This is a genomic window from Pseudoalteromonas denitrificans DSM 6059 (assembly GCF_900112265.1).
Classification (GTDB): domain Bacteria; phylum Pseudomonadota; class Gammaproteobacteria; order Enterobacterales; family Alteromonadaceae; genus Pseudoalteromonas; species Pseudoalteromonas denitrificans.
Map to the genome: position 1 here is coordinate 35884 of NZ_FOLO01000024.1, position 25984 is coordinate 61867.

Annotated in this window: 21 protein-coding genes; 17 read left to right on the plus strand and 4 right to left on the minus strand. The window is 33.5% G+C overall.

Going from position 1 to position 25984, the window contains the following annotated elements:
- The first annotated feature begins 77 nt into the window (after window positions 1–77).
- The gene (gene radD, locus BM088_RS14845; protein ID WP_091985707.1) at window positions 78–1835 is read left to right on the plus strand and encodes a DNA repair helicase RadD; all 1758 of its coding nucleotides are present in this window, start codon (window positions 78–80) and stop codon (window positions 1833–1835) included.
- Window positions 1836–1883: 48 nt separating this feature from the next.
- Here radD and BM088_RS14850 read toward each other — a convergent pair whose 3' ends face one another.
- Window positions 1884–2225: a ribonuclease E inhibitor RraB gene (locus tag BM088_RS14850; protein ID WP_091985711.1), complete on the minus strand. Its 342-nt coding sequence runs from the start codon at window positions 2223–2225 to the stop codon at window positions 1884–1886.
- Window positions 2226–2411: 186 nt separating this feature from the next.
- Here BM088_RS14850 and BM088_RS14855 point away from each other — a divergent pair, with 186 nt between their 5' ends.
- Genes BM088_RS14855 through BM088_RS14870 form a run of 4 tightly spaced genes read left to right on the plus strand, consistent with a single transcriptional unit; the run spans window position 2412 to window position 9569 of the window.
- A complete protein-coding gene (locus BM088_RS14855) occupies window positions 2412–4139 on the plus strand; it encodes an autotransporter assembly complex protein TamA (protein ID WP_425439318.1) in 1728 nt (575 codons plus the stop codon).
- The gene (gene tamB, locus BM088_RS14860) at window positions 4136–7801 is read left to right on the plus strand and encodes an autotransporter assembly complex protein TamB (protein ID WP_091985714.1); all 3666 of its coding nucleotides are present in this window, start codon (window positions 4136–4138) and stop codon (window positions 7799–7801) included. Before BM088_RS14855 ends, tamB begins: the two co-directional genes overlap by 4 nt.
- A gap of 3 nt (window positions 7802–7804) precedes the next feature.
- Complete coding sequence (locus BM088_RS14865) at window positions 7805–8626, plus strand: type 2 periplasmic-binding domain-containing protein (protein ID WP_091985719.1); 822 nt, start codon at window positions 7805–7807, stop codon at window positions 8624–8626.
- Complete coding sequence (locus BM088_RS14870; RefSeq protein ID WP_245763832.1) at window positions 8616–9569, plus strand: peptidylprolyl isomerase; 954 nt, start codon at window positions 8616–8618, stop codon at window positions 9567–9569. Before BM088_RS14865 ends, BM088_RS14870 begins: the two co-directional genes overlap by 11 nt.
- Window positions 9570–9638: 69 nt before the next feature.
- Here the strand turns inward: BM088_RS14870 and BM088_RS14875 are convergent, their stop codons facing one another.
- Complete coding sequence (locus BM088_RS14875) at window positions 9639–11708, minus strand: winged helix-turn-helix domain-containing protein (protein ID WP_177208063.1); 2070 nt, start codon at window positions 11706–11708, stop codon at window positions 9639–9641.
- A gap of 168 nt (window positions 11709–11876) precedes the next feature.
- On the opposite strand from BM088_RS14875, the gene BM088_RS14880 reads away from it, so the two are divergent.
- From BM088_RS14880 to BM088_RS14925, 10 genes are all read left to right on the plus strand, one after another.
- Window positions 11877–12959, plus strand: coding sequence for an efflux RND transporter periplasmic adaptor subunit (locus BM088_RS14880; protein WP_091985725.1), 1083 nt, complete (start codon window positions 11877–11879; stop codon window positions 12957–12959).
- A complete protein-coding gene (locus BM088_RS14885; protein WP_091985728.1) occupies window positions 12956–16051 on the plus strand; it encodes an efflux RND transporter permease subunit in 3096 nt (1031 codons plus the stop codon). Before BM088_RS14880 ends, BM088_RS14885 begins: the two co-directional genes overlap by 4 nt.
- Before the next feature lie 105 nt (window positions 16052–16156).
- Window positions 16157–16456: a hypothetical protein gene (locus BM088_RS14890; protein ID WP_091985732.1), complete on the plus strand. Its 300-nt coding sequence runs from the start codon at window positions 16157–16159 to the stop codon at window positions 16454–16456.
- Window positions 16457–16552: 96 nt separating this feature from the next.
- A complete protein-coding gene (locus tag BM088_RS14895; RefSeq protein ID WP_091985736.1) occupies window positions 16553–16951 on the plus strand; it encodes a PaaI family thioesterase in 399 nt (132 codons plus the stop codon).
- A gap of 49 nt (window positions 16952–17000) precedes the next feature.
- Window positions 17001–17468: a GNAT family N-acetyltransferase gene (locus BM088_RS14900; RefSeq protein ID WP_091985743.1), complete on the plus strand. Its 468-nt coding sequence runs from the start codon at window positions 17001–17003 to the stop codon at window positions 17466–17468.
- Window positions 17469–17841: 373 nt separating this feature from the next.
- Window positions 17842–18186: a 5-carboxymethyl-2-hydroxymuconate Delta-isomerase gene (locus tag BM088_RS14905; protein ID WP_091985748.1), complete on the plus strand. Its 345-nt coding sequence runs from the start codon at window positions 17842–17844 to the stop codon at window positions 18184–18186.
- Window positions 18187–18198: 12 nt separating this feature from the next.
- The gene (locus BM088_RS14910) at window positions 18199–18606 is read left to right on the plus strand and encodes a hypothetical protein (protein WP_091985753.1); all 408 of its coding nucleotides are present in this window, start codon (window positions 18199–18201) and stop codon (window positions 18604–18606) included.
- A 678-nt stretch (window positions 18607–19284) separates the two neighbouring features.
- Window positions 19285–19629, plus strand: a complete 345-nt coding sequence (locus BM088_RS14915) for a hypothetical protein (protein WP_091985756.1) — start codon at window positions 19285–19287, stop codon at window positions 19627–19629.
- A 15-nt stretch (window positions 19630–19644) separates the two neighbouring features.
- A complete protein-coding gene (locus tag BM088_RS14920) occupies window positions 19645–20409 on the plus strand; it encodes an alpha/beta hydrolase (protein ID WP_091985761.1) in 765 nt (254 codons plus the stop codon).
- A gap of 75 nt (window positions 20410–20484) precedes the next feature.
- Window positions 20485–21717: an MDR family MFS transporter gene (locus tag BM088_RS14925; RefSeq protein WP_091985765.1), complete on the plus strand. Its 1233-nt coding sequence runs from the start codon at window positions 20485–20487 to the stop codon at window positions 21715–21717.
- An 81-nt stretch (window positions 21718–21798) separates the two neighbouring features.
- Here the strand turns inward: BM088_RS14925 and BM088_RS14930 are convergent, their stop codons facing one another.
- Window positions 21799–22692: a LysR family transcriptional regulator gene (locus BM088_RS14930; protein WP_091985769.1), complete on the minus strand. Its 894-nt coding sequence runs from the start codon at window positions 22690–22692 to the stop codon at window positions 21799–21801.
- Between the two features lie 119 nt (window positions 22693–22811).
- Here BM088_RS14930 and BM088_RS14935 point away from each other — a divergent pair, with 119 nt between their 5' ends.
- Complete coding sequence (locus tag BM088_RS14935; RefSeq protein WP_091985777.1) at window positions 22812–23447, plus strand: NAD(P)-dependent oxidoreductase; 636 nt, start codon at window positions 22812–22814, stop codon at window positions 23445–23447.
- A 133-nt stretch (window positions 23448–23580) separates the two neighbouring features.
- On the opposite strand, the gene BM088_RS14940 is transcribed toward BM088_RS14935, so the two are convergent.
- Window positions 23581–24483 (minus strand): LysR family transcriptional regulator, encoded by a 903-nt coding sequence (locus tag BM088_RS14940; protein ID WP_091985780.1) that lies wholly within the window; start codon window positions 24481–24483, stop codon window positions 23581–23583.
- Window positions 24484–24647: 164 nt separating this feature from the next.
- Between BM088_RS14940 and BM088_RS14945 the strand changes: the two genes are divergently transcribed.
- On the plus strand, window positions 24648–25685 hold the full coding sequence (locus BM088_RS14945) for an alkene reductase (protein ID WP_091985783.1): 1038 nt from the start codon (window positions 24648–24650) through the stop codon (window positions 25683–25685).
- Window positions 25686–25984 lie beyond the last annotated feature (299 nt).

Consider the following 25984-nt stretch of genomic DNA (forward strand, 5'->3'; position numbering starts at 1 on the left):
TAATATGAATTCTTTATAGTAAATTAACTTAAGTTATAATTGCTTTCATTTAGTGTAATTTATTTTTAGGAACACCTATCTATCAGTTAAGACATTATCAAAGTGAAGCAGTACAAAATACTGTGGCACATTTCAAACAATCAGATGATGCAGCTGTGATTGTACTGCCAACAGGCGCGGGTAAGAGTTTAGTCATTGCTGAACTTGCACGTATTGCAAAACGAAAGATTTTAGTACTTGCCCATGTAAAAGAGCTGGTGGAACAAAATAGTGAAAAATATAAAAGTTATGGCTTAGAAGCGAGTATTTTTTCTGCGGGTTTGAAACAAAAATCTTTAAAATATCAAGTGACATTTGCCAGCATTCAATCAATCGCAAAAAGTTTAGATAAACTCGATGAGGCTTATTCTTTGGTAATTATTGATGAATGCCATCGCGTTAATTTAGAAAAAACCTCTCAATATGCACAAGTTATTAAACAATTAAAGCAACATAATACGTCATTAAAAGTACTCGGATTGACAGCAACACCTTATAGGATGGGGAGTGGATGGATTTACCATGAACATTACCATGGCTTTGTAAGAGGTAGTGAAGATTCAGTATTTAAAAAGTGTATTTATGAATTACCGCTCAGATATATGATCAAACATGAATTTTTAACTCCGCCGAATATGCTTGATGCTGCCATAAATCATTATGACTTTTCTGCTATATCAACAGATAGCTTTGGACGCTTTGATAATCAAGAAATGAGTCTATTACTGAAAGGTTCACAAAGAGTTACTAAGGCGATTGTAGGGCAAATTATTGAGTTTGCCCAAACGCGTGAAGGCGTGATGATTTTTGCATCGACCATAGAGCATGCAAAAGAAATACTCAGTTACCTAGGGGATGATGTGAATAATAAGTCTGAATTAGTGATAGGTGACACAGATTTAAAAGACAGAGATAGGATCATCAGTGAGTTTAAACAAAAAAAAATAAAGTATTTAGTGAATGTATCAGTATTAACGACGGGTTTTGATGCACCTCATGTTGATTTTATTGCGATTTTACGACCAACGGAGTCTGTAAGTTTATATCAGCAAATTGTAGGGCGGGGATTACGTTTAAGTGACAATAAAAAAAATTGTTTAGTGGTTGATTATGCCGGAAATGGCTATGATATTTTTTACCCAGAAGTGGGCGATAAAAAGCCCGACTCTGATAGTGAACCTGTTCAGGTACTGTGCCCAGGTTGTGGTTTTGCTAATTTATTTTGGGGTAAAACCGACGACTCAGGGAAAGTAATTGAGCATTTTGGACGCAGGTGTAAAGGCATTTTAGAAGACGATGATATTAAGCATCAGTGTGATTTCAGGTTTAGGTTCAAGCAATGTGACAGTTGTGGCGCTGAAAATGACATTGCAGCCAGAAGGTGTCATGAATGTGATTGCGCTATTGTTGACCCTGACGACAAACTTAAAGCTGCTCTTAATTTAAAAGACGCGTTAGTCATACGATGTTCGGGCATGCAATTTGAAGTCACTAGCGTCCATAAGCTTAAAATTACCTATTTTGATGAAGATGGCGCAAGCTGTGATGAAGTTTTTAATTTTGAAAATACAGGTTCTGTATATTATTTTAATCAGGCATTTGGTAAACGTTTAGCTGGAGGGCAAAAGCCTAAATATCTTAAAACACTTACTGAAGCAGTTGAAAATAAAAACTACTTTAGAGCGCCTGATTTTGTGATTGCGAGAAAGGCACATAAAAAGAGTCGAGGGGCTTGGCGGATAGCTGAAAAAATATTTGACTATGAAGGCAGTTACAGAAAAGCGAATCAAGAGTAATTTGCCTACATTGAATTAATCTTTGTAGGCTGATTCTTCTTTTTAAAGTTACTCTGAGGCCATTATTCCCCAGCCATCACCGTAACCATTAAGTGGATTTGCAAAGCTTTCAAAATATTGTTCCATTTGGCCTAATAAAGTATGGTCAGGCACCATTTTAATTGAGGTAATGACTTCCCAAACACCTGTATCTGGACACTTTTGCAGTTGTGTTTTTGGTGCTAAATCATCTTTGCCTATTTCAATTTCAAATTTTTCAGCATCTTGCTTTTCTTCGAATAAGATAAAAAAATCAATGATGTGAAGTTGACTAAGATCGATTCCCGCATTTGCCATATCGGCTAATAACTCACCATTATCATCATTTGGGAATTGTACTTGTGTATCCATTTTTGCATGCTCATTATTTCTATTAGGTATATTGTCTTAGAAAAGAAGATAAATAGAAAGCGAAGCTTAGAAAATCGATTAAATTAATACTAGTAGGGAACTAATTTAATATAATTAATACTAACTAAATATGGTATATTCAAAGGCGTGTTGACGTTTTTATTTTTCATATCAAAAGGATGTATATTGTTGCGTTTTTCATATTATTTTTTTTTATTTGTTTTATGCGCTTCAGCACAAGCGGTTGAAAAAAAAGTAACAGAATTTAAAGTCTTTGGAATAGAAGGGGCGTTACTCGAAAATGTGAGTTTTTATTTAGAAAAAGTAAAAAATGAGTCCGCAACAGTTCAGCTAAAACATCACAGTATTGAACAAATTCAAATAAGCTTAGAGGCATTAGGGTATTACAAATCACAGGTTCAGCTACTTTTTGAGCAAATAGGTGATAGCGGTAATGCTGTTTTAATGTCAATAACGATTGAAAAAGGGCCAGAAACACGTATTGCTAAGCTTGACTATTTATTTGAAGGTGAAGGCAACAAAGATCAAAACCTTACAGGTATTTTAAATACTTTGCCCCTAAATCAAGGCGAGGTTATTAATCATGGCTTATATGAAAAATCAAAGTCGATTATAGATAGCCAATTGCTAGAATTGGGCTATTTTGATGCAAAATGGAAAGTAAACCAACTCGCTATCTCTTTAAAAGAAAACTCTGCATTTGTTAAATTTCAGATTAGCACAGGCGTGCGTTATCACTATGGCCCTATTGTAATCGCTCCCCATACACCTGCTGCAAAATATATACGCTCTTTAGCAAGGTTTAAAACAGGAGAAAATTATCAGGCAAGTACGATCTCAGAATATAATTTAGACTTAGCCAGCACGCCTTATTTTAAAAGTGTCAGAGTTTATGCCGATATCGAACAACGAGAAAATAAACAAGTACCTATCAGAGTTGATGTATTACATAAACCGGCAAATAGCTATGATGTTGGTGGTGGGTTTTCAACGGATACCAAACTCAAAGGGCGTTTTAAGTGGACTAAGCCTTGGGTAGGCAGTGATGGACATTATTTTGAAAATAATATTGTGGCATCTAAAATTGAACAAGAATTTTTATTTTCTTATACCATTCCTGTTGATGATCCTATCGATGATGTTTGGCGTTATGCTTTTGGTTATAAAAGAGAAAGTAATGATGAGGCAAAAAAATACAGTCGAAAGATCACAACGCAACTTCAAAGGCAATGGTTGACTGAATCTCACTGGGTAAGAACCGCTTTTATTAAACATGAAAGAGAGGACTTTGAATTAGCAAGTCAAAAAGATACTACAGAAATGTTGTTACCAGGGATTAGTTACGCAAGAAAACGAAGCCGTGGCGGTACAACTCCTTATTGGGGGGATCAACTTTTAGTCTCTTCAGAGATAGGTCTTGAAGATGTATTATCGAGCACAGATCTTTTAAAAGTGCAATTTCAAACCGCTTTATTACGTACATATAAAAATAATCATTTATTTTATGCCAGAGCAACATTAGGCGCCATTTGGGTAGAAGATATCGTAAATGTACCTGCATCTATGCGATTTTTTGCGGGTGGCGATCAAAGCATAAGGGGGTTTGCATATGAATCAATATCACCTATTGAAAATGGCGAAAAACTTGGCGGCCGCTATTTAGCAACGGGCACTTTGGAATACAACTATCAATTTGCACCTAGTTGGCGAGTTGCGTTATTTGTTGATGGTGGTACAGCTACAAATGACTTTTCTGAAGATATTGAAATAGGCGCGGGTTTTGGACTTCGCTGGCTTACACCTGTCGGACCTATTAGAGTTGATCATGCTTGGGCTATGACGCGTGAAAATAAAACCACTCGACTCAGTATCACAATTGGGCCTGAAATATGACATCAATAAAAGAATCGCCTGCAAACAATGATTTTAAAGGAAAGAAAAAATCTGTACTTAAAATAACATATCAGTATTTTTATCGCAGTATAGTAGCGATTCTAACGATTTTATTTTGTCTTGTTTTCACAGAGCCCGGTAATAAATTTATTGCGTTTTCAGTTAACTATTTTGTACCAAATGTAACAGTTAAATTAGAGGAAGGGCGTTTTTTATATCAGGATCCCTTTTCGATATCCTTTGATAATAGTCGTGTTAAGTTAGAGGCTGACAATTTAACACTGAAGTTAAATATTTGGCAATGCTTAGTCGCTTACTCACAAAATACGGATGCAGTGTGTTTAGAGAATATGTCATTTGAAAAAGCCTTTGTAGCGTATGAAAATAGTAAAGTTAAAATTAATAAACTGAACTTTAGATTAAGTTTAATGAAAGGAATTTCAAGTCCAAGTTTAAATTTTAATCATATACGCATCAATAATATATTAATTAATCAACTTTCTAATAAAACTGAAAAACACTCTTATTCTACTTTAATATTCGAACCTATTAGTGATATTTTGTTAAAAACCCCAATCGATATTAAATTAACGCGTTTTAGTTTAAATCAATTGGAGATTATTCAAAATACATCTGAACATCTTGTAAACAATATTGAATTACAATCCAGCTTTATTTCAAATAAGCTGACTTTACAACAACTTGATTTAAGCTATCAAGATATACAAATAAAGGCCGAAGGTAACCTTAAATTTATTCATAATAATCCCATACATTTTAACATTCAGTTAGAAAAGGGTTCTAAAAAAACTAACTTATACTCCTTGGAAGCAAAGGTATTGGGCGATTTTTCAAATTTAAAGATAGATTTAAAAACAAATGGAAAATATTCGTCTAAACACGATGCTAGATTAAATTTAAAACAACAAAATTACCCTTTTAGTTTGCAGACAGAAATTGAAAACTGGCAATATCATATTGATGATAAAGTGATTAAATTAATCGATTTAGGGCTATTTGTAGAGGGCTCTCTTAAAGCTTATAATATTAATTTAATGAGCCAGCAGGGGATTAATGCATTTCCTCTTATAGACTTAAATCTGACAGGGAAGGGAGATTTATCTCAATTTACCTTTGATAAATTACGTATTAATACTGCAAAAAGTGACGTCAGTTTGAAGGGAAGTATTGAATTTGAAGATCAATTTGTTGCAAACTTGACTGGAGAAATAAATAAATTAAATCTCCATGATTTTATGGCTGATTATAACAGTGAATTATCGGGAGCCTTTTCAACACACTTTAAACAAAATAATGAAAAGTGGCTTTTATCTGTAGAGCAATTTGATTTAGGTGGTGTTTTTTCAGTATCTGAAGGACAAGATATACATCTTAATTTAGTGAGTCAGTTTTTATTTGACGAAAAAGGTAATGCAGAGATAAACAGGATTAGTTTACAAAGCGGAGTGAATTATTTATCTCTAGCTGGAAATATAGATGACAACTGGCAGCTTGCCGGAAAACTAAGTTTAACGCAAGCAAGTCAAATTTCATCTGAGCTATCGGGTATTGGTTTAGGGAGTATTAAAATATCAGGTCAAAGATTAAAACCTGAAATAAACTGGTTATTTGATTTTAAAGACATCATTTATCAAAATACAAAAGTAAAACAGGCTCAGTTACAAGGTTTAGTATCATTAAGAGATGACTTTGAAAATAAAATATCCTTGTTTTTAGAAAATGCTGAGTTTAAAGGTAAAGAAATTAAAACATTAGCCCTTAATGCTTTTGGTAATAAAAACAAACACCATGCTGATTTTAATGTGAACTCTGATTGGGGAAACTCTTATTTTGAGCTCAATGGCGTGATTAAAAATGATCTTTGGACATCGAAAGTGTCAAATTTATTACTTTCTGATAATACCATTACTTTTAAACCTTTATCAGATATTGATTTGCAAATTGATTTACACAAACAATCGGCTCAGTTACAGCCGCATTGCTGGCAATCACTTGATTCTCAATTTTGTATTGATGAGTTTGATATCAGTGAAAAAAATGGTGAGGTTCAAATAGATTTAAATCAATTTGACTTAAAAACGATAGCACACTTATTACCCGAAAGTTTAATGTTAAAAGGTCAGGTTTTGGGTGAGTTTCATGCTAATTGGCAACAAGGTAAACTAAAAGCTATCACAACTGTGCTGGATTCAAAGTTAATTGAAATTGCGCTTCAGCAAGATGAAAAACACTTTAAATTACCTATAAATAACATTCATCTTTCTCTTGATGGAGATACACAAAAGGCTAATATTAGTACACTTCTTTCTTCCGAATTGTTTGGTAAGTTTGAAAGTAAATTAATTATTTCTGATATTTTAGAGCAAAGGTTTCTTGATGGCTTTATAAAGTTGGATGGCTTTAAACTAGATAAATTTAAACCTTTTATTCAAAAGCTAGATACATTAGCTGGAGATGTACAAGGTGATATTAATATCGCAGGATCTTTATTACATCCTTTATTATCTGGAGATTTAGTAGCAGAGCATATTGCTTTATCTGGGGTTGATATTCCAGTTTCAATTACAAATTCGAATTTAGCTATTGCTTTTGAAGAGCAAAAATTAAATATGCAAGCAGATATATTTGATGATCAACAGGGCAAAGCAAAACTGACCGGTACATTAAATTGGAAGCCATCTCTCATTGAAGGGAAGTTAAATATTATAGGGAAAGATTTTAACCTTACTCCTGAAAAAGGTATTAAGTTAAAGTTAGATCCCGCCTTAGAGCTCATTATCTCAAACAATCAATTAGATATTATAGGCAAAGTATCTGTGCCGTATGGGCGCATAGAAATTGCTGACTTGCCCAAAGGTGCGGTGAGAATAACAGATGATCAAGTGATTTTAGAGCATAAAAAAATTAAAAAAGACCCTAAAATTAACTATGCATTAGATCTGGCTATTGCTATTAAAGAAGATGTGAAAATTGACTCGTTTGGATTAACTTCTGAATTGTCAGGTAACATGTTTTTGAAAAAAGCACATAAAGGTCCTTTGTTAGCCACTGGCTCCGTTGACTTAATTGATGGCGTATATCAATCTTTTGGTCAGGAACTTCAAATTCAGACTGGTCAAGTTGGTTTTAGTGGTGCAATAGATAAACCTTATTTAAATATAAAAGCGATCCGTGATCCAGATAAAACAGCTGATGAAGTGATTGCTGGTGTCAGACTTACAGGTAATATAGATAAACCTAAATTAGACATTTTTTCAGAACCTACTCAAGATCAAGCACAGGCATTATCGTATTTATTAAATGGTCAGCCATTAGGGGAGGACAATAATTCCAATAGTAGTTTATTAACGCAACTATTACTTTCAAAAAGTTTATCTCGAAGTGAAAGCTTAGTGAGTAAAATTGGGTCTAAACTTGGAATTAAGGATATTTCATTAGGATCAACTGGCTCTGGTGATGATACGAAAGTTGAAATATCGGGGTATTTATTACCTGGTGTGCAAGTAAGATATAGTGTTGGGGTATTTGATCCTTTTACAGAAGTTGTTATACGTTATCAACTTTTACCTCAGCTTTATATTGAGGCCATAAATGGAGTTTATAAGTCTTTAGATATTTTATATAAATTTGATTGGGATTAAATTATGAAATTTATTTTGGTCAATTTATTGATTTTAATTAGCTGTAGTTTAAGCGCAGCTGAGAATTTTTTACAAATTCGATATCCAGGCCCTGCTAATGATTATGTAACTGAACTTATTTTATTAGCATTAGAGAAATCAGGTCATGCTTTTAAAAGCACGCCCGTATTAAATTTACCAAGTCAAAAACGTGTGTTTTTTATGTTAGGTAAAAATAAAGAGCTAGACCTGATTTGGACGGTTACAAGTGTTGAGCGGGAAAAACAAGCTTTAGCGATTAAAATTCCCATAGATAAAGGTTTGCTCGGCTATCGCATTGCTTTGATAAAAAAAGAAAATCCTGATTTATTTAAGCATGCAAAATTTACATCCGACTTAAGAAAAACACTTTTTGGTTTAGGATTTGATTGGCCTGACTTAGAAATTTTCAGAAAAAACGATATTCCATCTTTAAGTTTTCATAAAAACTCTCAGCAAGTTAATATGCTGAAAAATAAACGGTTTGATGCCATTCCTATGGGGTTACTGGAAGTAAATGATTCGCTTATAGAGAAAGGGCTTGTTTATGATCAACATATGGTGATGTATTATCCATCAGCAGTGTACTTTTTTGTTGATAAAAATAATTTAAAACTTTATGAAGCACTAAAAGAAGGGTTAAAGACGGCGTTAAAAGATGGCAGTTGGCAAATTTTATTTGATAAACACTTTGCAAAAACAATTGAAAGAGTTCAGCTAAAAAAACGGACTTTAATTCGATTAAAAAATCCATTACTCCCTCGAACTGCACCAACTGATATTCCAGAATATTGGTATGAACAATAATGAAGATTTCAGTACACTAGAAAATAATACAACAATAAAAATAAGGTTCAGGATGAAGCAAATAAACAAATTAACTCAATTTAGTCTTTTATGTGTCAGCTTAATGTTTTCAGCAGCGGGTTTATCTATGCAAAAGGTTTCAGCACCTGCTGATATAATTGCAAATGCCCCGAATGAACACTGGCGTAAGCTAAACCCAGAAAACACCTTATATTTAGAACTTGAACGCGGTACTGTCATTATTGAATTAAACCCTTTACTTGCACCACTTCATGTTGAAAATATTAAAAAATTAGCACGTGAAGGTTTTTATAAAAATTTGAATATTTATCGCTTTGTTGAGGGCTTTGTAGCTCAAGGCGGCGATGTAACTGAGACTAAAAAACCTAAAGTGGGTAAGTTAGCAATAAAAGCAGAGTTTTATAAAACAACGCATACAGAATTGGCTATAACGCTTGTTGATGATAAAGATGGTTACGCAAAACGCACCGGTTTTTTAAATGGATTCTCTGTTGCACAAAATATCCATGGTACCCAGACTTGGCAAACACATTGTCCAGGTACATTTTCGATGGCAAGAGGTGACTCCGCTAACAGTGGCGGAACAGAGTTTTATGTTGCCTTGGGTGCAATTCGTTATTTAGACCATAATATTACCTCTTTTGGTCGCGTTATTTCAGGTATGGAGTACATTCTTAAGTTAGATCGTAATCCAAAAGACGATAGTGAGGCATCTTTAAAAGCCTATAATATGATCAAAGACATCAAAGTGGCTGCGGACCATTTAAAAGATACCCCACTTGTAATTGATATTATGAAAACCGACTCAGACTCATTTAAAGAGCTTATTAAAGCCAGAAGAAACCGCCCTGAACCTTGGTTTTTAGCAACACCAAATTATACTGATATTTGTTCTGTGTCAGTACCTGTACGAAAAGGTTAATTTGTTTTTTGCATTGTACAGTGAAAATATCAAGGACTTGCCTCGGTACTTTTCTACTTTACCCAAAGACTATTTCCACTGTACTTTGACTAAATCACTTTTTGCTAATAATGATTGTGTTATTAGCATTTTTTGCCCGTTAGGATGCAACATAAATTCAAAATTCCACGTATTTTTAAATAATAATTTTTTTTGTGTCTCACCTGACTTTAAGTTTACTCTGTGAATATAAGTATCAAGCTTATTATTGACAGTGAAATACAAGTCGTTATCTACTATTTGCCAGTGCTGACTAAATCTATCACCTAATGTAATAATAAACTCTCGGGTACCATCTTGCTGTTGTTTATAGAGTTTGTGCTCTGCATCTAATAGATATACATCTAAACCTTGTGTTTCATACCGGGAAAATAAACCTTCTTCTATTTTATGAGTTGTCCCATTTACTAAGTTAAATTTTTGCAAGATAAAAGTATTTCGTTCAAATCGTGAAAAGTAAATATTCTGACTTTGCGCATCCCAAAGTGGGCTAAAAACTTGCTCCTGCTGTGTCGTAATAAACTTTATGCTTTTAAGTTTTATATCAAAAACAAAAATACGGTCTTCTTTTATTCCTGTTATAAAGAGTTCATTTTGACTGATTTGAAGCGAATGGAGTACATGCCTTGGATTAAACTGATAAAGCGTTTCAATATCCCCCATGGCGGTTATTCGCATCAATTTTGCTGCTACATCATCTTTACTGGTAAAATAAACTGTAGAACCATCATGGTTATATACTGGGTTAAAATCAGCATTATCGGACTCTAAATGCATACCCGTTGCATATTCTTTTTTAATAAATGGATTGGGAACTTCTTTGATATCAGAGTAATTCATTTCATGTTGGCGCATATAAAAACATTTATTACCACAATGATAAAATGCATCATTGACTCCAGGTTTACTACCAACTTGCTGTTGTAAGCTATCAGTTAAAATATTGTAATAGTAAAAATCACCTTTAAAGCTTGAAAGTACCAAATCAAAACTTTCATCTTCATCTTCATTTTTAAGCCAAACAATACCAGATGGAAAAAATGGTACGTGACGCTCAACTACAATTTCTTTAGCCTGTAAATCTAATATAAGTAAAGAAACTCGGCGCTGTGCCGTATTTCTTAAAACAGCTAGATATTGTCCGTTTAATGACTCTTTTGCTAAATAATCTCCCATGCCTTTAGTATGTGAGAAAGTGATCTGTTGCCAGTCTTTTATTTCAGTGTTGTAGCGAGTGATAACTGAACTCGTGCCTGTTACTTTAGGGCTTGGATTAAATTCAAAATATAGTTTTTTCCCATCTGATGACCAAGAGGTGATTAACTGTTCATCTTGATGCTCTTTTTTTTCTTTTGATATGATTTGTGGCGCTATTAATCCTTGTTCTGTGTATTTTGAAATATAATTAAATACGCCAGACTCATTACTGATATTAAAAGCAACTTGTGAACAATCGGGGGAAAAAAAGGCACCATAAAAATTATCATCATTAAAACTTAGCCGCTGAGTTATTTGGGTCGTTAGATTTTTACTATAAAGCGAAAATGGTGCATCGTTATTGGTTCGGTAAGTAAATAAAAGTGTATTATTTTTTTCACAAAAATCAGCAACAATTTCAGATCCTGAAAGGTGTGTTAATTTTTCTATTTTAGGCGTGAAATCAGTTTCGCTTATTGCTGTTTCCCAATTCATTAAACTAAAGGTCAAAAGTATTAAGACGCTAACAATAACAAATTGTGGCTTTTTAAATAATGACTTAGAGATGATTTTTTCAGTGATATTTTCAACTTCAGAAATAGGAGCTATTAAGGCGTAACCTTGCATAGGGTAAGTTTTAATATAACGGGGTGATTTAGCGTCATCACCTAATGCACTTCTAACCTTTTTAACAACACGTCTAATTGCATCATCAGTAACTTGGCGGTTATGCCAAACAGTTTCAATAAGTTGTGCCCTACTCATTATTTGACCTGGGTGATCATATAAGTATTTTAAAAATGCTAAAGGTAAGGGTTCTAATTTGGTATTAATATTATCATCAATAATAAGAGAAGATTGCCAATTAATGATTTTATTTCCAATTTTACTTTTGTTGGGCATATTATCCGAAATACATTTTGTCATTTAAAAACAGGTGGTTAGTTGTATGACTATTTGTGACCATGTAATAAGACACTTAAGTTCATTTATATTCCATGGTTAATCATAATAAATTAATTTTAACTCTTGGTATTGTTAATTAAGTCACCTACAAAGACAAGCCTCAGTATGAATAAACCAAATTTAATTACGCTAAACTTATTACAGTTACTTGCAATTTTGCACATTATTATTATGTTTTTATTCTCAACAAATTCACAAGCCGCAAACCCTTTAGTGAAAGTGACACAAGTTGAAGCATGGAATAAAGGCTTATTTAATATATTAAATTGTGAAATCGATGTGCCTTTTATGCGTATTTTGTCCAGTGAAACGCAAGCAAAACTTAAATACATACTGCCCAAAGGTTCTGATGTACAAAAAGGCGCTTTAATTGCTGAACAAGATGATTACTTTTTAATGCAGTCACTTCATCGTTTACAACAAAATTTGAAAATTAGTTTGATAGCGGTGGAGTATAACCTTGATGAATATAATAGATTGTTTTCTTTAAAAAATAATATGGTATCACCATCCGTTTTAAACGAATTTTCCTTTAAGCATAAGCAGGCAAAGTCTAAATATATAGTGCTAAAAAATGAAATTTCAGAGTTGGAATATCGCATCAAAAGTATGAAATACTTTGCGCCTAGCGATGGGGCCATTGCCCATACTTTTATACGCCCAGGAGAGTATTTAAATCAAGGAGATAAACTTATTTCTTTTGTATCTGACAATGATAAAGAAATTAATTGTGAGGTGCCAATCGCACTATTTGATGTTAAGACAACACAGAAACAGAACCAATTTTCAATTGAGCAACTTCCCTTAAAAGTAAAACGTATTAGTAAAATACTTAATAAAAATAGTCAGTTTGTGAATGTTTACTTACAGGCTTCAGCTGACGTATTACCATATTTGTTAGGGCAAAGAGTCAAAGTTGAAATGACCTCCCACAATGATAACTTAGCTAAATTACCGTTAGATGGCATTAATTTGTCGCCAGATGGTCATTATACTTGGCGAGTGAGTGGTGACGGTGAAATTGAAAAAGTACAGATCAAAATTGTCAGTAATTTAACGAATGCTTTTTTAGTTGAATCTAAGCTTAAGCAAGGTGACAAAGTGATCACTTTAGGCAAGTCTGGTTTAGTAAATAAGCAAAAGGTTTCGTTTGCTGCTTCAGGTAAAACACAAGGGGACAAGCTATGATTTTAAAACATTTTTTTAGTAAAAAAGCATCCTCAGTCATAATAGGTTTAACCTTTTTAATTTGTTTGTTTGGTATTTTTATGGGGTTAAAGTTACCCAATGCATTATTACCACCGATAGACAGACCTGAAATAGAACTTTTTATGGCTTGGCCTGGGAAAAGTGCGTTAGAAATAGAGCAAACATTAATAGCCCCACTAGAAGAAAGTTTAGAACGGATTAATAACTTGATTGAACTTAGGGCTGATATCGGCAGTGGTAGCGCTCAAATGCTATTACGCTTTAAATCAAAGACAGATATGCAGCAAACTTATATCGATGTACTTGCAGGTGTAAATCAAGTACCGACTTGGCCAAGCGAAGTGCCTAGACCTTTCATTGTGAATAATGCAGATGGCACAAATACAACACTTGCAACAGCCATGTTATATGCTAAAAATCCAGCATCTAAAGATGAGGTCATAAAAGCTTTTAAAAAAGTTGTAGAACCAACTTTAGGTAAACTTGATGGTATATCTTCATTGATCCCTGCTGGAAATCCGCCTCAGCAAAGGATTGACATTGAATTTAATGTGCAAAAACTCAGTGACTATTCATTAGAGCTTAATAAAATAATAGAAACGCTTAATAATTTATCTGATGGTTCAGGTGATACTTTAATACTTGGTAATCGTGAATACTCATTACACTTTAAAGGAAAAATGAACTCTAAGGAACTGGCAAATCTACCGATTCATCATATAGGGCAGCATATCATTCGGCTTAAAGATATAGCTCAAATTCATAAAAGATTAGACTCACAGTGGAGTTATTCATCTATTAATGGTCATTATGCATTGTATTTTATGTTACAGCCTTCAAAAGGTGTTAATGCACTGGCTACAGTAAAGCAAGTAAAACAGGTTATTGAAGCGCTTAATCAAAATCAGCTTAAAAATTTAGATATGAAACTGGTTTTAAGTCGAGATGATTCAAAGGATATAATTAACGCCATAGAGCAAGTTTATATGGCGTTATTACTGGGTATTTTTTTATCGGGACTCATTTTATATTTCTTCCTAAAAGAAATAAAAAAAGTAAGTCTTATTTTTATCAGTATACCTGTATGTTTAGCCCTGGTTTTAATTGCTATGAATGTGTTTGGTTTTAGCCTTAATGTGATTTCTCTAGCCGGACTCGCTTTATCGGTCGGTTTGTTACTTGATGCAGCTATTGTGGTAATTGACAGTATTTTGGCTTATCAAAAGCAAGGCTATCAATTAAATGATGCTATTGTAAAAGGCACTCTGGAAGTCAGTTCTGCCATATTTTCATCTACGATTTCAAGCATCATTATATTTATTCCTATTTTATTAATTGACAGTACACAAAGTCAGCTATTTGAAGATTTAGCATTTACGATTTCAAGCGCTTTATTTGCATCTTTAATTGTTGCGCTTGTTATATTACCTGCCTTTTGCCGTTATATGCTGATAAGTCAGCTAAAGCCAAAACAAAAGAAAAAGTCTCAACTATCACATATTCTGTGTTTTAGTGCACGCTCTAAAAAGGTCGCTTTAATTGTTTTAGTGACATGTATTCCATTAGCACTATTCGTCAGTGTATTCGCGATGCCTGATATTGATGTATTACCAGATCCAAAGCAAAGATCTATTAATACATTTATTAGTTTTAATGAACCTTTATCACCTGAGGCCGTTGAATCTGGCATAGCACAAGTTATGATCCAAAGAATTGAACAGCAAAAATCTAATGAAAATGCACCAAAATATGATGTAACAGGTATGTTTTGTGGTGATGATTATTGTTTGCTTTATTTCTATCCTAAAGCGGGATGGGATTATAATAACTTTAAAACTTGGGTTGAAACACATATTACTCAAGACTTAGCTGGTACAGACATATTTAGCCAACAAGGTAGTTTATTACGATTTGCATTACCCAATAGCAGAACAACACAATTAGATGTTCAGGGAGATGAATTAAGCATTTTGCAAGATGCAGGACAGCATATACTTAATGAACTAAAAACAGTATTTCCAGATGCAAATATACGCCAGTCTACCCCTTTAGAAAATCAATCTGCACGAGTGGAATTTACGCCAAAATATGAGCAATTAGTTTATTACGGCATGACAACTCACACATTAAACCGTCAGTTGTTAGTACTTACTCAAGGCGTATATTTAGGACGTTTTTTTGATTTGGGTGATAGTTATCCGCTTTATTTAAAAGCACAAGATCCCAGTAATATAAACCAATTATTAAATACTGAAATTTATATTCCAGATTTTGGTTTAAGGCCATTATCTGAAATTGTGTCTGCAGAACTGTCTTTATCGCCTAATGCACTATTAAGAATTAATAAAAGTGCGACCATTTCTATTGCCTTAACACCACCACAAAATATGACTGTAGGTGTTTTTTCGAAAAAAGTAGACTCTGAGCTTAAATCAATATTAGCTAAGAGTGAATATCAACATTTAAATATGAGTTTCAGAGGTAGTGTAGATGAGTTAGGTATATTTATTAAGTCGTTTTTGCAAATGTTTGCTTTTTCGGTACTGATTTTGCTCTTTTTACTGTGGTTAAGTCTAAACTCATGGAAACTGGCATTTGCTGTTATGTTAAGCATGCCCTTATCATTTGCTGGTGGCATGCTATTTTTACAATTATTAAATTTATTTGTTAATCAGGCATTAGATGTTATTACTATGATAGGGTTTATTATATTGCTTGGATTAGTGATTAATAACGCTATTTTATTAGCAACAAAATTTCAAACAGGTATTAATAATAATTTAAGTCAATATCAGGCAATTTTTGATGCGGTTGAAAGTCGAAAAAGGCCGATATATATGAGTACCGCAACCAGTATTTTTGGTATGTTACCACTTATGTTATTACCTGGTGAGGGCGCTGAAATATACAGAGGGTTAGCTGCGGTGATCATTGGCGGCATGACATTTAGTGCTGTATTGAGCTTAAGTTTTATGGCTGCTTTGTTGTCATTGCCTATTTTTAGTACAAGTAAAGTAAATCAGACATCAAAAAATGAGCAAAAAACCAATGGGTTTTTAGTATCAGATTAAAAATAGTTATAGCTGTTAAATACCTTTAAAAGAAATTGTGAAGTTAAATAAATTATCAGTTAGTCATTACAGCATATATTGTTAACTGATACATAGGAAAAATAAATGACTTGGCATTGTTTAAATTGCGAAACAAAAATTGATGATGATGGATTTGAAACCTGTTGGAACTGTGGTTGTGAAAAAGGCTTGTCGAAAGTAGTAAAACCCTTAGATAACAATTATGACTGTTTCAGGTGTCGCTCTGAGTTAACATTTTTAGGAACTAGAAATTTTCATGAAGGTTCTCGGTGGGGAGTTTTAGGGGACTTAGGAGAGTTTTTTGTGGATAAAGAAAATTTAGACATGTACGCATGTAAGTCTTGTGGCAAAGTCGAGTTTTTTATTTCAAAATTTAAAAAGTAGCCGTGTGTTTTTAAGATTTAAATACTAATTCATAGTATTTTTTTTAACGATAAAATACATTACATATTCAATTATACTTTTAAGATTAAAACAACTATGTTGGATTACGCTAAAAAAATATTAAATGAGCAGCCTTTTAGCATGTTACTGGGGGCTGAAATAACCTCTTTTGAAGAAGGTAGTGCAGAACTCACCTTGGTTATACGTGATGACCTTAAACAGAATTATGGTTTTGTGCATGGTGGTGTTTTAAGTTATCTTGCGGATAATTGTATCACTTTTGCTGCAGCCTCAGTTTTAGGTCAATGTGTTACTTCTGAATACAAAATAAATTATGTGCGCCCTGCAATAGGGAATAGCTTAATTGCTAAGGCTAGGGTTTTGTCGGCAGGTAAAAGACAAGCAACGTGTGATTGCAAAGTTTATGTGCTTACAGAAAAAGGCGAAAAGCTGGTTGCTGTAGCTTTAGGCACGATTAATAAAGTTGAAGTATGAGCTAAGCTGATTTAGTCTGTTTGTTCAATATAATAAACAGACTAATAAAATGGTAAATATACATCTCAGAGCTGCGTCTATTCAAGATTTAGCTATATTGCTTGAGTTTGAGCAAAATGTCATCGCAGCAGAACGACCTTTTAATGATGCAATAAAATTAACACCTACAAGTTATTATGATTTAAATGAACTCATTCAGGATGATAAAAGCAATTTATTAGTTGTCGAGTCAAAAGGGGATATTATCGGCTCAGGTTATGCGCAAATCAGGTCATCAAAAATATCATTAAAACATGAGCAACACGCATATTTAGGTTTTATGTATGTAGACTCACAACATCGTGGTTTAGGCATAAACAAACTCATCATGGACTCTCTCATTCAATGGAGTAAAGCCCAAGGCATTACCGATTTATATTTAGATGTTTATGAAGGTAATGATGCCGCTATTCGAGCTTATGAAAAGGTTGGTTTTTCAAAGTCTTTAGTTGAGATGAAACTAAGTTTAAATAATTAAACTTGTATTTTATCGTAAATAAAATACTTCGGTGTTTTTGCCAAAGTGAGTCCATATGGCACTTATTGAAATGTCATCTCTGTCAGGATTATTTCAAGCGCTTATTTATGTTTTATTGAATATTTAAATACTTATTGATTTGTTAATCTTTGTGATGGTATCTCATTCCCTTAATTTTAATAAAAGTTTTTAACCCTGTAATAGCTAATTTCTCATGATTGCATTGTGCTAAAGTCTTCTAAGCATAATTTAATTGATTATGTATCTAAATATTAACAAATTAAGTTTGTTAATTTAATTTTACACTTTATTTTAGATTGAAGGGAATAAAATAAAGTAGAGTAAATCTCTTGAACCCGATTTAGGTAAATATATGCCGCATTTTATTATCGATTGCTCAGATACAATTTTAAAAATACATAGTGAGAAAAATATAATACAAACAATACATAAAGTTGCTTATAGCACTAATTTATTTGATGAAAATGACATTAAAGTAAGGTTAAACCCTTATGAGATTTATTCTGTTGGTAATAAGCGTGACGATTTTATTCATGTATTTGCACATATTATGCAAGGTAGAACAACAGAACAAAAAGCTCATTTATCTAGGCAAGTTGTAAATAAACTTGTTTCCATGTTTCCTCAAATATCTAACATCGCTATGAATGTTAGTGACTTTGAAAAGGCGACTTACTGTAATCGTGCAATGCTCTAAGAGACAATTAATATGGATATTACTGTACTTGAAAAGTTTAATGCTTACCCTGAAGAGGTAAAGCTAAAGCTTAATTTTATTCGAAGTTTAATTTTTGATATTGCTCAGGAATTTGAGCTTGGTGAAGTGACTGAAAGTTTAAAGTGGGGTGAGCCAAGTTTAAATGTAAAAAATGGCAGTGCCGTTCGTATAGATTGGAAAGCCAATGAACCCGAACAATATGTTATATATTTCAATTGTAAAACAAAATTAGTGGATACGTTTAAAACGCTTTATACTGATGGCTCTTTAAATTTTGAAAATAATAGATCCATTGTTTTTTTACTGTCAGATCTTATTCCTTTAGTTCAAGTCAAACACTGTATTTCATTATCTTTAAGATATCATTCAATTAAAAACCTCCCATTATTAGGGGCATGATAATTTTATGAATATTGCCATATTAGGAGCCGACGCTGCTAATTTGGGTACCGTGATAACTTTAAACAAGCAGACTTCAATGTTGAAATTTATGAAAGCCATACAGCTATTAGTGAGATTGGACCTGGTATTGTATATTGACCAATTACATCATTCATATGAGATAAATTAAATGTTTTACATGATGTAAAAAAAGGTATCAGGCTCATTTAATTTTATGGAACGTTTCACCTCTCAAGGTGAAAAACTTGGCTGATTAGATATCAAAAAATCATCTTATTTAATGGGCTACCCGAGCCTTTGCATTTTACGTAAAGGCTTAATGCTCAAAATAGAAAAGTACATTTTAATCATAGTGTTACATCTATATCAAAATAAAACAATATAGCCCAAGGTTTATTTGAAAATATCAACAAGATTTATGTACATGATAACGATCCTTCCAAAGCATTGAACCAATATAATAAATTGTAAGTTACAAAAACCACAATATTATTCATAGTGGCAGAGCATTCACTTCATCAATTTTTTAATGATGACCCTCAATTTTGTTTACAAAGAAACCTCAATATTAAAAATACCGGTTATAAAACCATGGTAAAAGGCGTGGCACAAGCCTAGGCAAGTGGTTTATCATTAGTCAAAATTGTTAGCTCAAATATTAAAAAGGAAATTTAAATGCAAGACTTAGTGACAGAATATATCAATATGAATCAAGCGGGTTTAGTGCTTGAGTTATGTGAAAAATTTTATGATGAAAATGTACTTATGCTAAATAATGGTTGTGTATTTGCGCAATCAATGCGCGAGTCGTATAACAAGCAACAAGGCTTTGTTAAATTGGTAAAAGAGTTTGACGTTAAATTAATTTCAAAATTAATCAAGGGTAATATAGTAGAACTTATATTTAGCTATAAGATGATCAATTTTGATGCAAAAATTACTGAGTTTAAAGGTAAGCATATACAAACTTGGCAAAATAATAAAATCATTAAAGAAGAATATATATCAGTTAATGAATAAGGAAAATAAAACTAAATGTACAAAGGTAATTTAATTAAACACAGTTTGCATAGTGACTTTTATCTTGGCACCGTTAGAGATTATTGGCTATATATCCCTGCAGGTTATACCGCAGATACTTGTGCAAATTTAATGGTATTTCAAGATGGTTTTTATTATATAGATGAAACGAAACCTATGCAGGTACCTATTGTTATCGAGCAATTAATTGCGGAAAACCTAATACCTCAAACGATTTGTATATTTATAAATCCTGGCATTTTTGAAGTTCCCAGTAAAGCTGAGCATCACCCCGATACACAAAGAAGCCTAGAGTATGATGCAATGAACGATCAATATACGCGTTTTTTGTTAAATGAGCTTTTACCACAAGCATTAGATGGATTAAATGTTTCAAACTCTCCTGAAGACCGTGCAATTGTTGGTTTTAGTTCTGGTGGAATTTGTGCATGGTCAGTCGCCTGGCATAGACCCGATATGTTTGGCAAAGTACTAAGTCATTGCGGTAGTTTTGTTGATATCAGAGGCGGTGGAAACTTCCCTTATTTAATTCGAAATGAAATTGTGAAACCTATCAAGATGTATTTTCAAAGTGGTGAAAATGACTTAGACACTAAATATGGCAACTGGGCATTAGGTAATAAACAAATGGCAGCAGCGCTTAAATTTAAAGGGTATGATTATCACTTTGAATTTGGTGAACAAGGACACAATTTAATACATGGTGCTGAACTCTTAGCTGATTCAATTAAGTGGTTATTCAGTAAGTCTATAAAATAAATAATTCATTCCCTTGACCTTAAGTTATCTTGAGGTTTTATAGTCTGTGCCAGTTCAGGATATCAAGGAATAAATATGGCAACAGTGATTTCAATAGACAGATTAAAACGTTTCACAAATTTAATATGGGTACTGCAACTGGGGAATTTTTTCATTCGCGGTACTTATTACATGGTATGGCCATTTCTAGCGGTTATTTTATATCAAAAATTTAACCTGAGTGCGACAGAAGTTGGCATGTTATTAACGGGATCGTCAGTATTTTCGGTTATTTTAGGCTTTTATACGGGCAACTTATCCGATAGATTTGGTCGAAAACCAATAATGGTCGCAGCCGCCGTCATTGGTATTATTGCATTTAGCTGGCTGGCTTATGCAGATTCCTTATTATCATTTTGCAGTGCTATATTTTTAGCAACACTCCCGCGATCTTTATGGGATGCACCTAGTAAAGCCGTTTTAGGTGATGAATTAAAAGATCCTAAAGACAGAGAGCTTGCCTTACAGCTTTTATATTTCTTAGTTAATGCTGGGGCTGCGATTGGTCCATTAATTGGGATTTGGGCTGGGTTAACAGGAGAGCAGTCGAGCTTTTTACTGACTGCAATCGCTTATGTCGGTTTATTAGGAGCGTTATTATATACTTTTAAAAATACTCACAATACAAACCAAAAGAAACTGGCAAGCTCCCATGATTTTACGAAAATTATAAAATTATTAAAAAATGATCATGTATTTTTATTGGTATTGCTAGCTAACATGTTAATTTTATTAATTTATGCTCAGGGTGACTCTAGTTTAATTCAATATTTAACTCGTGCAGAAGTGCCTGAACTGGTGACTTTAATATCGTCAATATTGATCATGAACTCATGTGTAATAGTTGTGTTTCAGTTTCCTTTACTGAAATTAATGGAAAATATTGAAATTAAACAGCGCATATATATTGGCATCGTATTTTTGGCTATATCGCAATTAGTTTTTGCTTTTAACTCAGTTGACTATTATTGGGGCTGGTTAATCGGCACTTTTATTTTAAGCATTGGAGAAGCGATATTATTTTCTAACATGAATGTGCACTTAGACAGATTAGCACCAGCTAAATTAAAAGGGAGTTACTTTGGTGCTGCGGGTTTATGTTCACTAGGATTTGCAATTGCACCTTTATTGGGAGGGATCGTACTCGATATTTGGGGAGGTCCGATATTATTTGTTATTGCATCAGGTTTAAGTATTGTCACGATTATTTTGTATCAATTAAGTGATGAATTAAAGCGTCCTGATTTTGAATCTTTGCAATTGAATTAAAGGTTATCAGCATTTTTAAAATAAAAATTAATGCAATTTAAACGCATTAATTTTTTTGAATGAGGCGATTTAAATTATTATTTATTGGAATACTTTAATATCATCTTGCCATTGTTGTGCCAGAAAATCGATAAAAGCTCTTACAACTGGTCTTTGGTAGCTTCTGGATAAATATACAGCCCAAAGTGAGGCACTTGGTAAGGTGATTTTAGGTAGCATTTGTTTTAGCTCCCCTGTCGCTAAATAAGTATTCGCCAAATCACAAGGTAAATAAGCAACGCCAATACCATTAAGTGCTGCACGTACTAAAACGCCAAGATCATTTGCTTTAATACAACCAGTAACAGGAACTGTAATATATTCTTGTTTATCAATAAAAGACCATATATTTTGTGAAATGTGAATAAGACAATTATGCGCTACGAGCTGTTGTGGCGATGTAATATCGCCATGTTTTTTAAGATAGTGTTCTGAGCAACATAACACACTTTCTATTTGCATTAAGCGTCTAGCAATAAAGGAGTCGTCAGGTTGTTTGGTATATCGTAATGCAACATCAATTCGCTCATCTACTAATTGCGCATTTCTATCAGATAGTATTAACTGAAATACAACTTTAGGGTGTAATACGCTAAAAGCTTCAACGACTTCATATAGCAAGTTTTGTCCTAACCCGATAGGCGTTGCGATACGAATTTCACCTGTGAGTTCTTCATTATGACTACGGGCTAAACTCTCTAATCCAGACACTTCATTTATAATTTGTTCGCAGTGCTGCATTAAATCATGCCCAGGCGAGGTGAGGCTGACACTGCGTGTTGTTCTATGCAGTAAGCGTACATTTAACCAGTCTTCAAGTTCTTTAATATGTCGGGTTACTTTTACTCGGCTAAGCTCTAGTTTATCGGCTGCTTCAGTAAAGCTGCCTGTATTGGCCACTTCAATAAAACTACGTATAGCTTCAAATTTATCCATAACTATTTTGTTTGTTACAAAATTTGAAACAATTATGTGCTAATTATGGTGTTTATTGCAATATTTATATATTTCATACTTGCCCTATCTTAAATACACAAAAAAGATTGGAGAAAATGATGAAAATCGCAATTATAGGTGCAACGGGTTGGATTGGTTCAACTGTGATGAGTGAAGCGTTAAGTCGAGGGCATCAAGTTATCGCAATAGGGCGTGATACTCGTAAAATTGAAAATACTCAAGTAGAAAAATATACTCTTGATTTACTCTCTCAAGGTGGGTTAAAAGAAGCTGTAGCTGGTGCAGATATTGTTATTGCTTCTATTGGGGGCCGTGCGCTAGGAAACCACGAAATTGTTGAAAATACAGCTGAACGTTTATTAAGTGAGTTACCAGACACTCACATTCAAAGGTTAATTTGGGTGGGGGGAGCTGGTAGTTTAGAAGTTGCACCAGGGGTTAAGTTAGTAACCGTTCCTGAGTTCCCAGTAGAGTACAAAGACGAAGCCATAGCACAAGGCTGTGCATTAGAGATATTTCGTAAAAGTAACAGCTCATTAGATTGGTTGTTTGTAAGCCCCGCAGCTGAAATATTTCCTGGTGAAAAAAAAGGTCAGTATCGTATAGGCGCAGATGAACTATTGACTGATAATGAAGGCAATAGCAAAATTTCGGTTCAAGATTATGCATTGGCATTAATTGATGAAGTAGAACAATCAATGCATCATAATAAACGGATTGGAATTGCATATTAAGGGTTATATGATCTTACTTTAAGATTGGTTGATTTTTTTGGAATATGTTTAACTCAGTACACAGAATAAAATACTACTGAGTTTCTATTTTTTATGAATCAATCAGGTTTTAATAAATAATTTTTTGCTCTATTTAACTCCAAGGTGCATTTCTGCAATTTTTTTCTAAAAATTCCATAAAAACACGTACTTTTGGTGATAAATGTTCACGGTGAGGGTAAACAGCATAAACACCTAAAGAGGGAAGTTCATAGTCTTCTAAAATCGGCGTTAATTTACCTGTGTGCAATTGTTCACAAATACTGAGCTTTGCTAATGCAGATATGCCTAATCCATTTTCAGCAGCTGAAATAACCGCATCAACCGAATTGGTTTTCAAGTTGCTGTTAACTTGTACCATAATCTCTTTTTTATTCGCTTTTTCAGTGAAGTTCCATCTTAATGGGGAAGACAGTAATGATAAACTGATCCATTGATGATTCACTAAATCTAATGGTGTTTTGGGTGTGCCATAGCGTGATAAATATTCACTGGAGGCAAATATATGGGTCGCACTAGTGCATAGTTTTTTGGCAATTAAATTTGAATCTTGCAGCCAGCCTATTCGAATAGAGAGATCTATGCCTTCCTCAACCATATTCACAATACGGTCTTCTAATAACAGCTCTATTTTTAATAATGGATACAGGCATCGTAGTTCTTTAATGATTGGGATCAGTTGCTTAGTGCCAAAGTAAATAGGGCTGGCGACTCTTAATGTGCCTGTTGGTTGATGCTGATATTGGCGTAATTCATTGATAGCAATTTCAGCTCTATTTACGATTTGTTCGCAGTGCTTATAATAAATTTCACCAGCTTCAGTTAGGCTTAGTTTTCTAGTTGAGCGATTAAGTAAGCGAACGCCTACTTCTTGTTCTAATAAACTGATTTGTTTACTGACAGCCGATTTTGCCACACCTAATTGACGTGCTGCTTCTGAAAAACTTTTTGCCTGTATTACTTTAGTAAATACACCAATACGCTTTAATTCATCCATAGTAGACTTAAATTGTTCTCTTAAGGTGAACAGTGTTATCTAAAATACCTATCTAGTAAAGAAATTTATAACTGACACAATGGCTTCAACTTAATTAATTTAAACACAAATTAAAAACCAGATTTAAAAACAGCGGTTTTACACACAGTTAATGGAGAATTTATATGCGTCATGAAAATCTTTTTACCCCAGTTGATTTAGGTGCTGGTCTTATTTTAAATAATCGTTTAATAATGGCACCTTTAACACGTTGCATGGCAGATGAAAATTTAGTTCCGACTGAAACTATGGCTGCCTATTATGGTCGACGTGCTGATATTGGGCTGATCATCAGTGAAGCAACAAATATATCGCCAAGTGCCCAAGGTTACCCAAAATCACCAGGTTTATATAATGATGCTCAAGTAAAAGCGTGGAAAAATATTACCCAACGTGTACATCAAAATGGTGGTAAAATTTTTGTGCAATTGTGGCATACAGGTCGCGTATCTCATTCATTTTTTCAAAATGGAGAAAAGCCACTAGCCCCTTCTGCCATTGGTATTGAAGGTCATGTGCCACGTATGAGAGAGCTTGAATATGGCGAACCAAAAGCCATGACTGAAGCGGATATTACACAAGTTATAAATGACTTTGCAATTGCTGCTGCTAACGCTAAAAAAGCGGGTTTTGATGGTGTTGAGATCCATGGTGCAAATGGCTATTTAATAGATCAGTTTTTACATTTTTCGTCTAATCAAAGAACAGATGAATTTGGTGGTACAGCCAAGAATATGTCTCGATTGCTATTTTCTGTAATCGATGCCGTTAAAAAAGAAATTGAACATGTTGGGGTAAGATTATCACCTGCTGCTTATTTTAATATGGAACACGACGTGAGAGACGTTGGTGTTTTTGATTATGTTTTAAGCAAGCTTAATAGTTTAGAACTAACTTATGTACATACTGGCATATTTGAAGACAGCCATATTGATTATCTTAATGGCTCTGTGACGCAATACATACGTCAAAGTTATCATGGCACAGTGATCGCTAACGGTGGATATACTGCAAAATCGGGTGCTCAAACGATTTTAAAAGGCGATGCTGATTTAATTGCAATAGGGCGTCCTTTAATTGCTAACCCCGATTATGTTGAAAAAGTAAAAACAGAGCAAGTGTTGACAGAATATACTGAAGACATGTTAACTGAGCTTATTTAAACTCGCTTTGTTATATTTTTTCTGTTGTTGACTCATCAAACGAGACACATAAACCCAGTATTGGGCTCTCCATACGCATGTCTGCTTATGGAGATGGTTTTTGTTAATCAATTATTTTTAATTAAGATTTAATATGTGGCTTCATTAGCCAAGCATTGTAACCGTCTAAGTATTTAAAAGGTTGTGCTTTATTTTGCCATTGAGAGATCACTATATGTGAGGGGGCGCTATTATTTCCTAAGGTTTCATCGTCACTGGGAGTACTTCCTTTGTATTATGTTTAAATTTCAATTTATTAA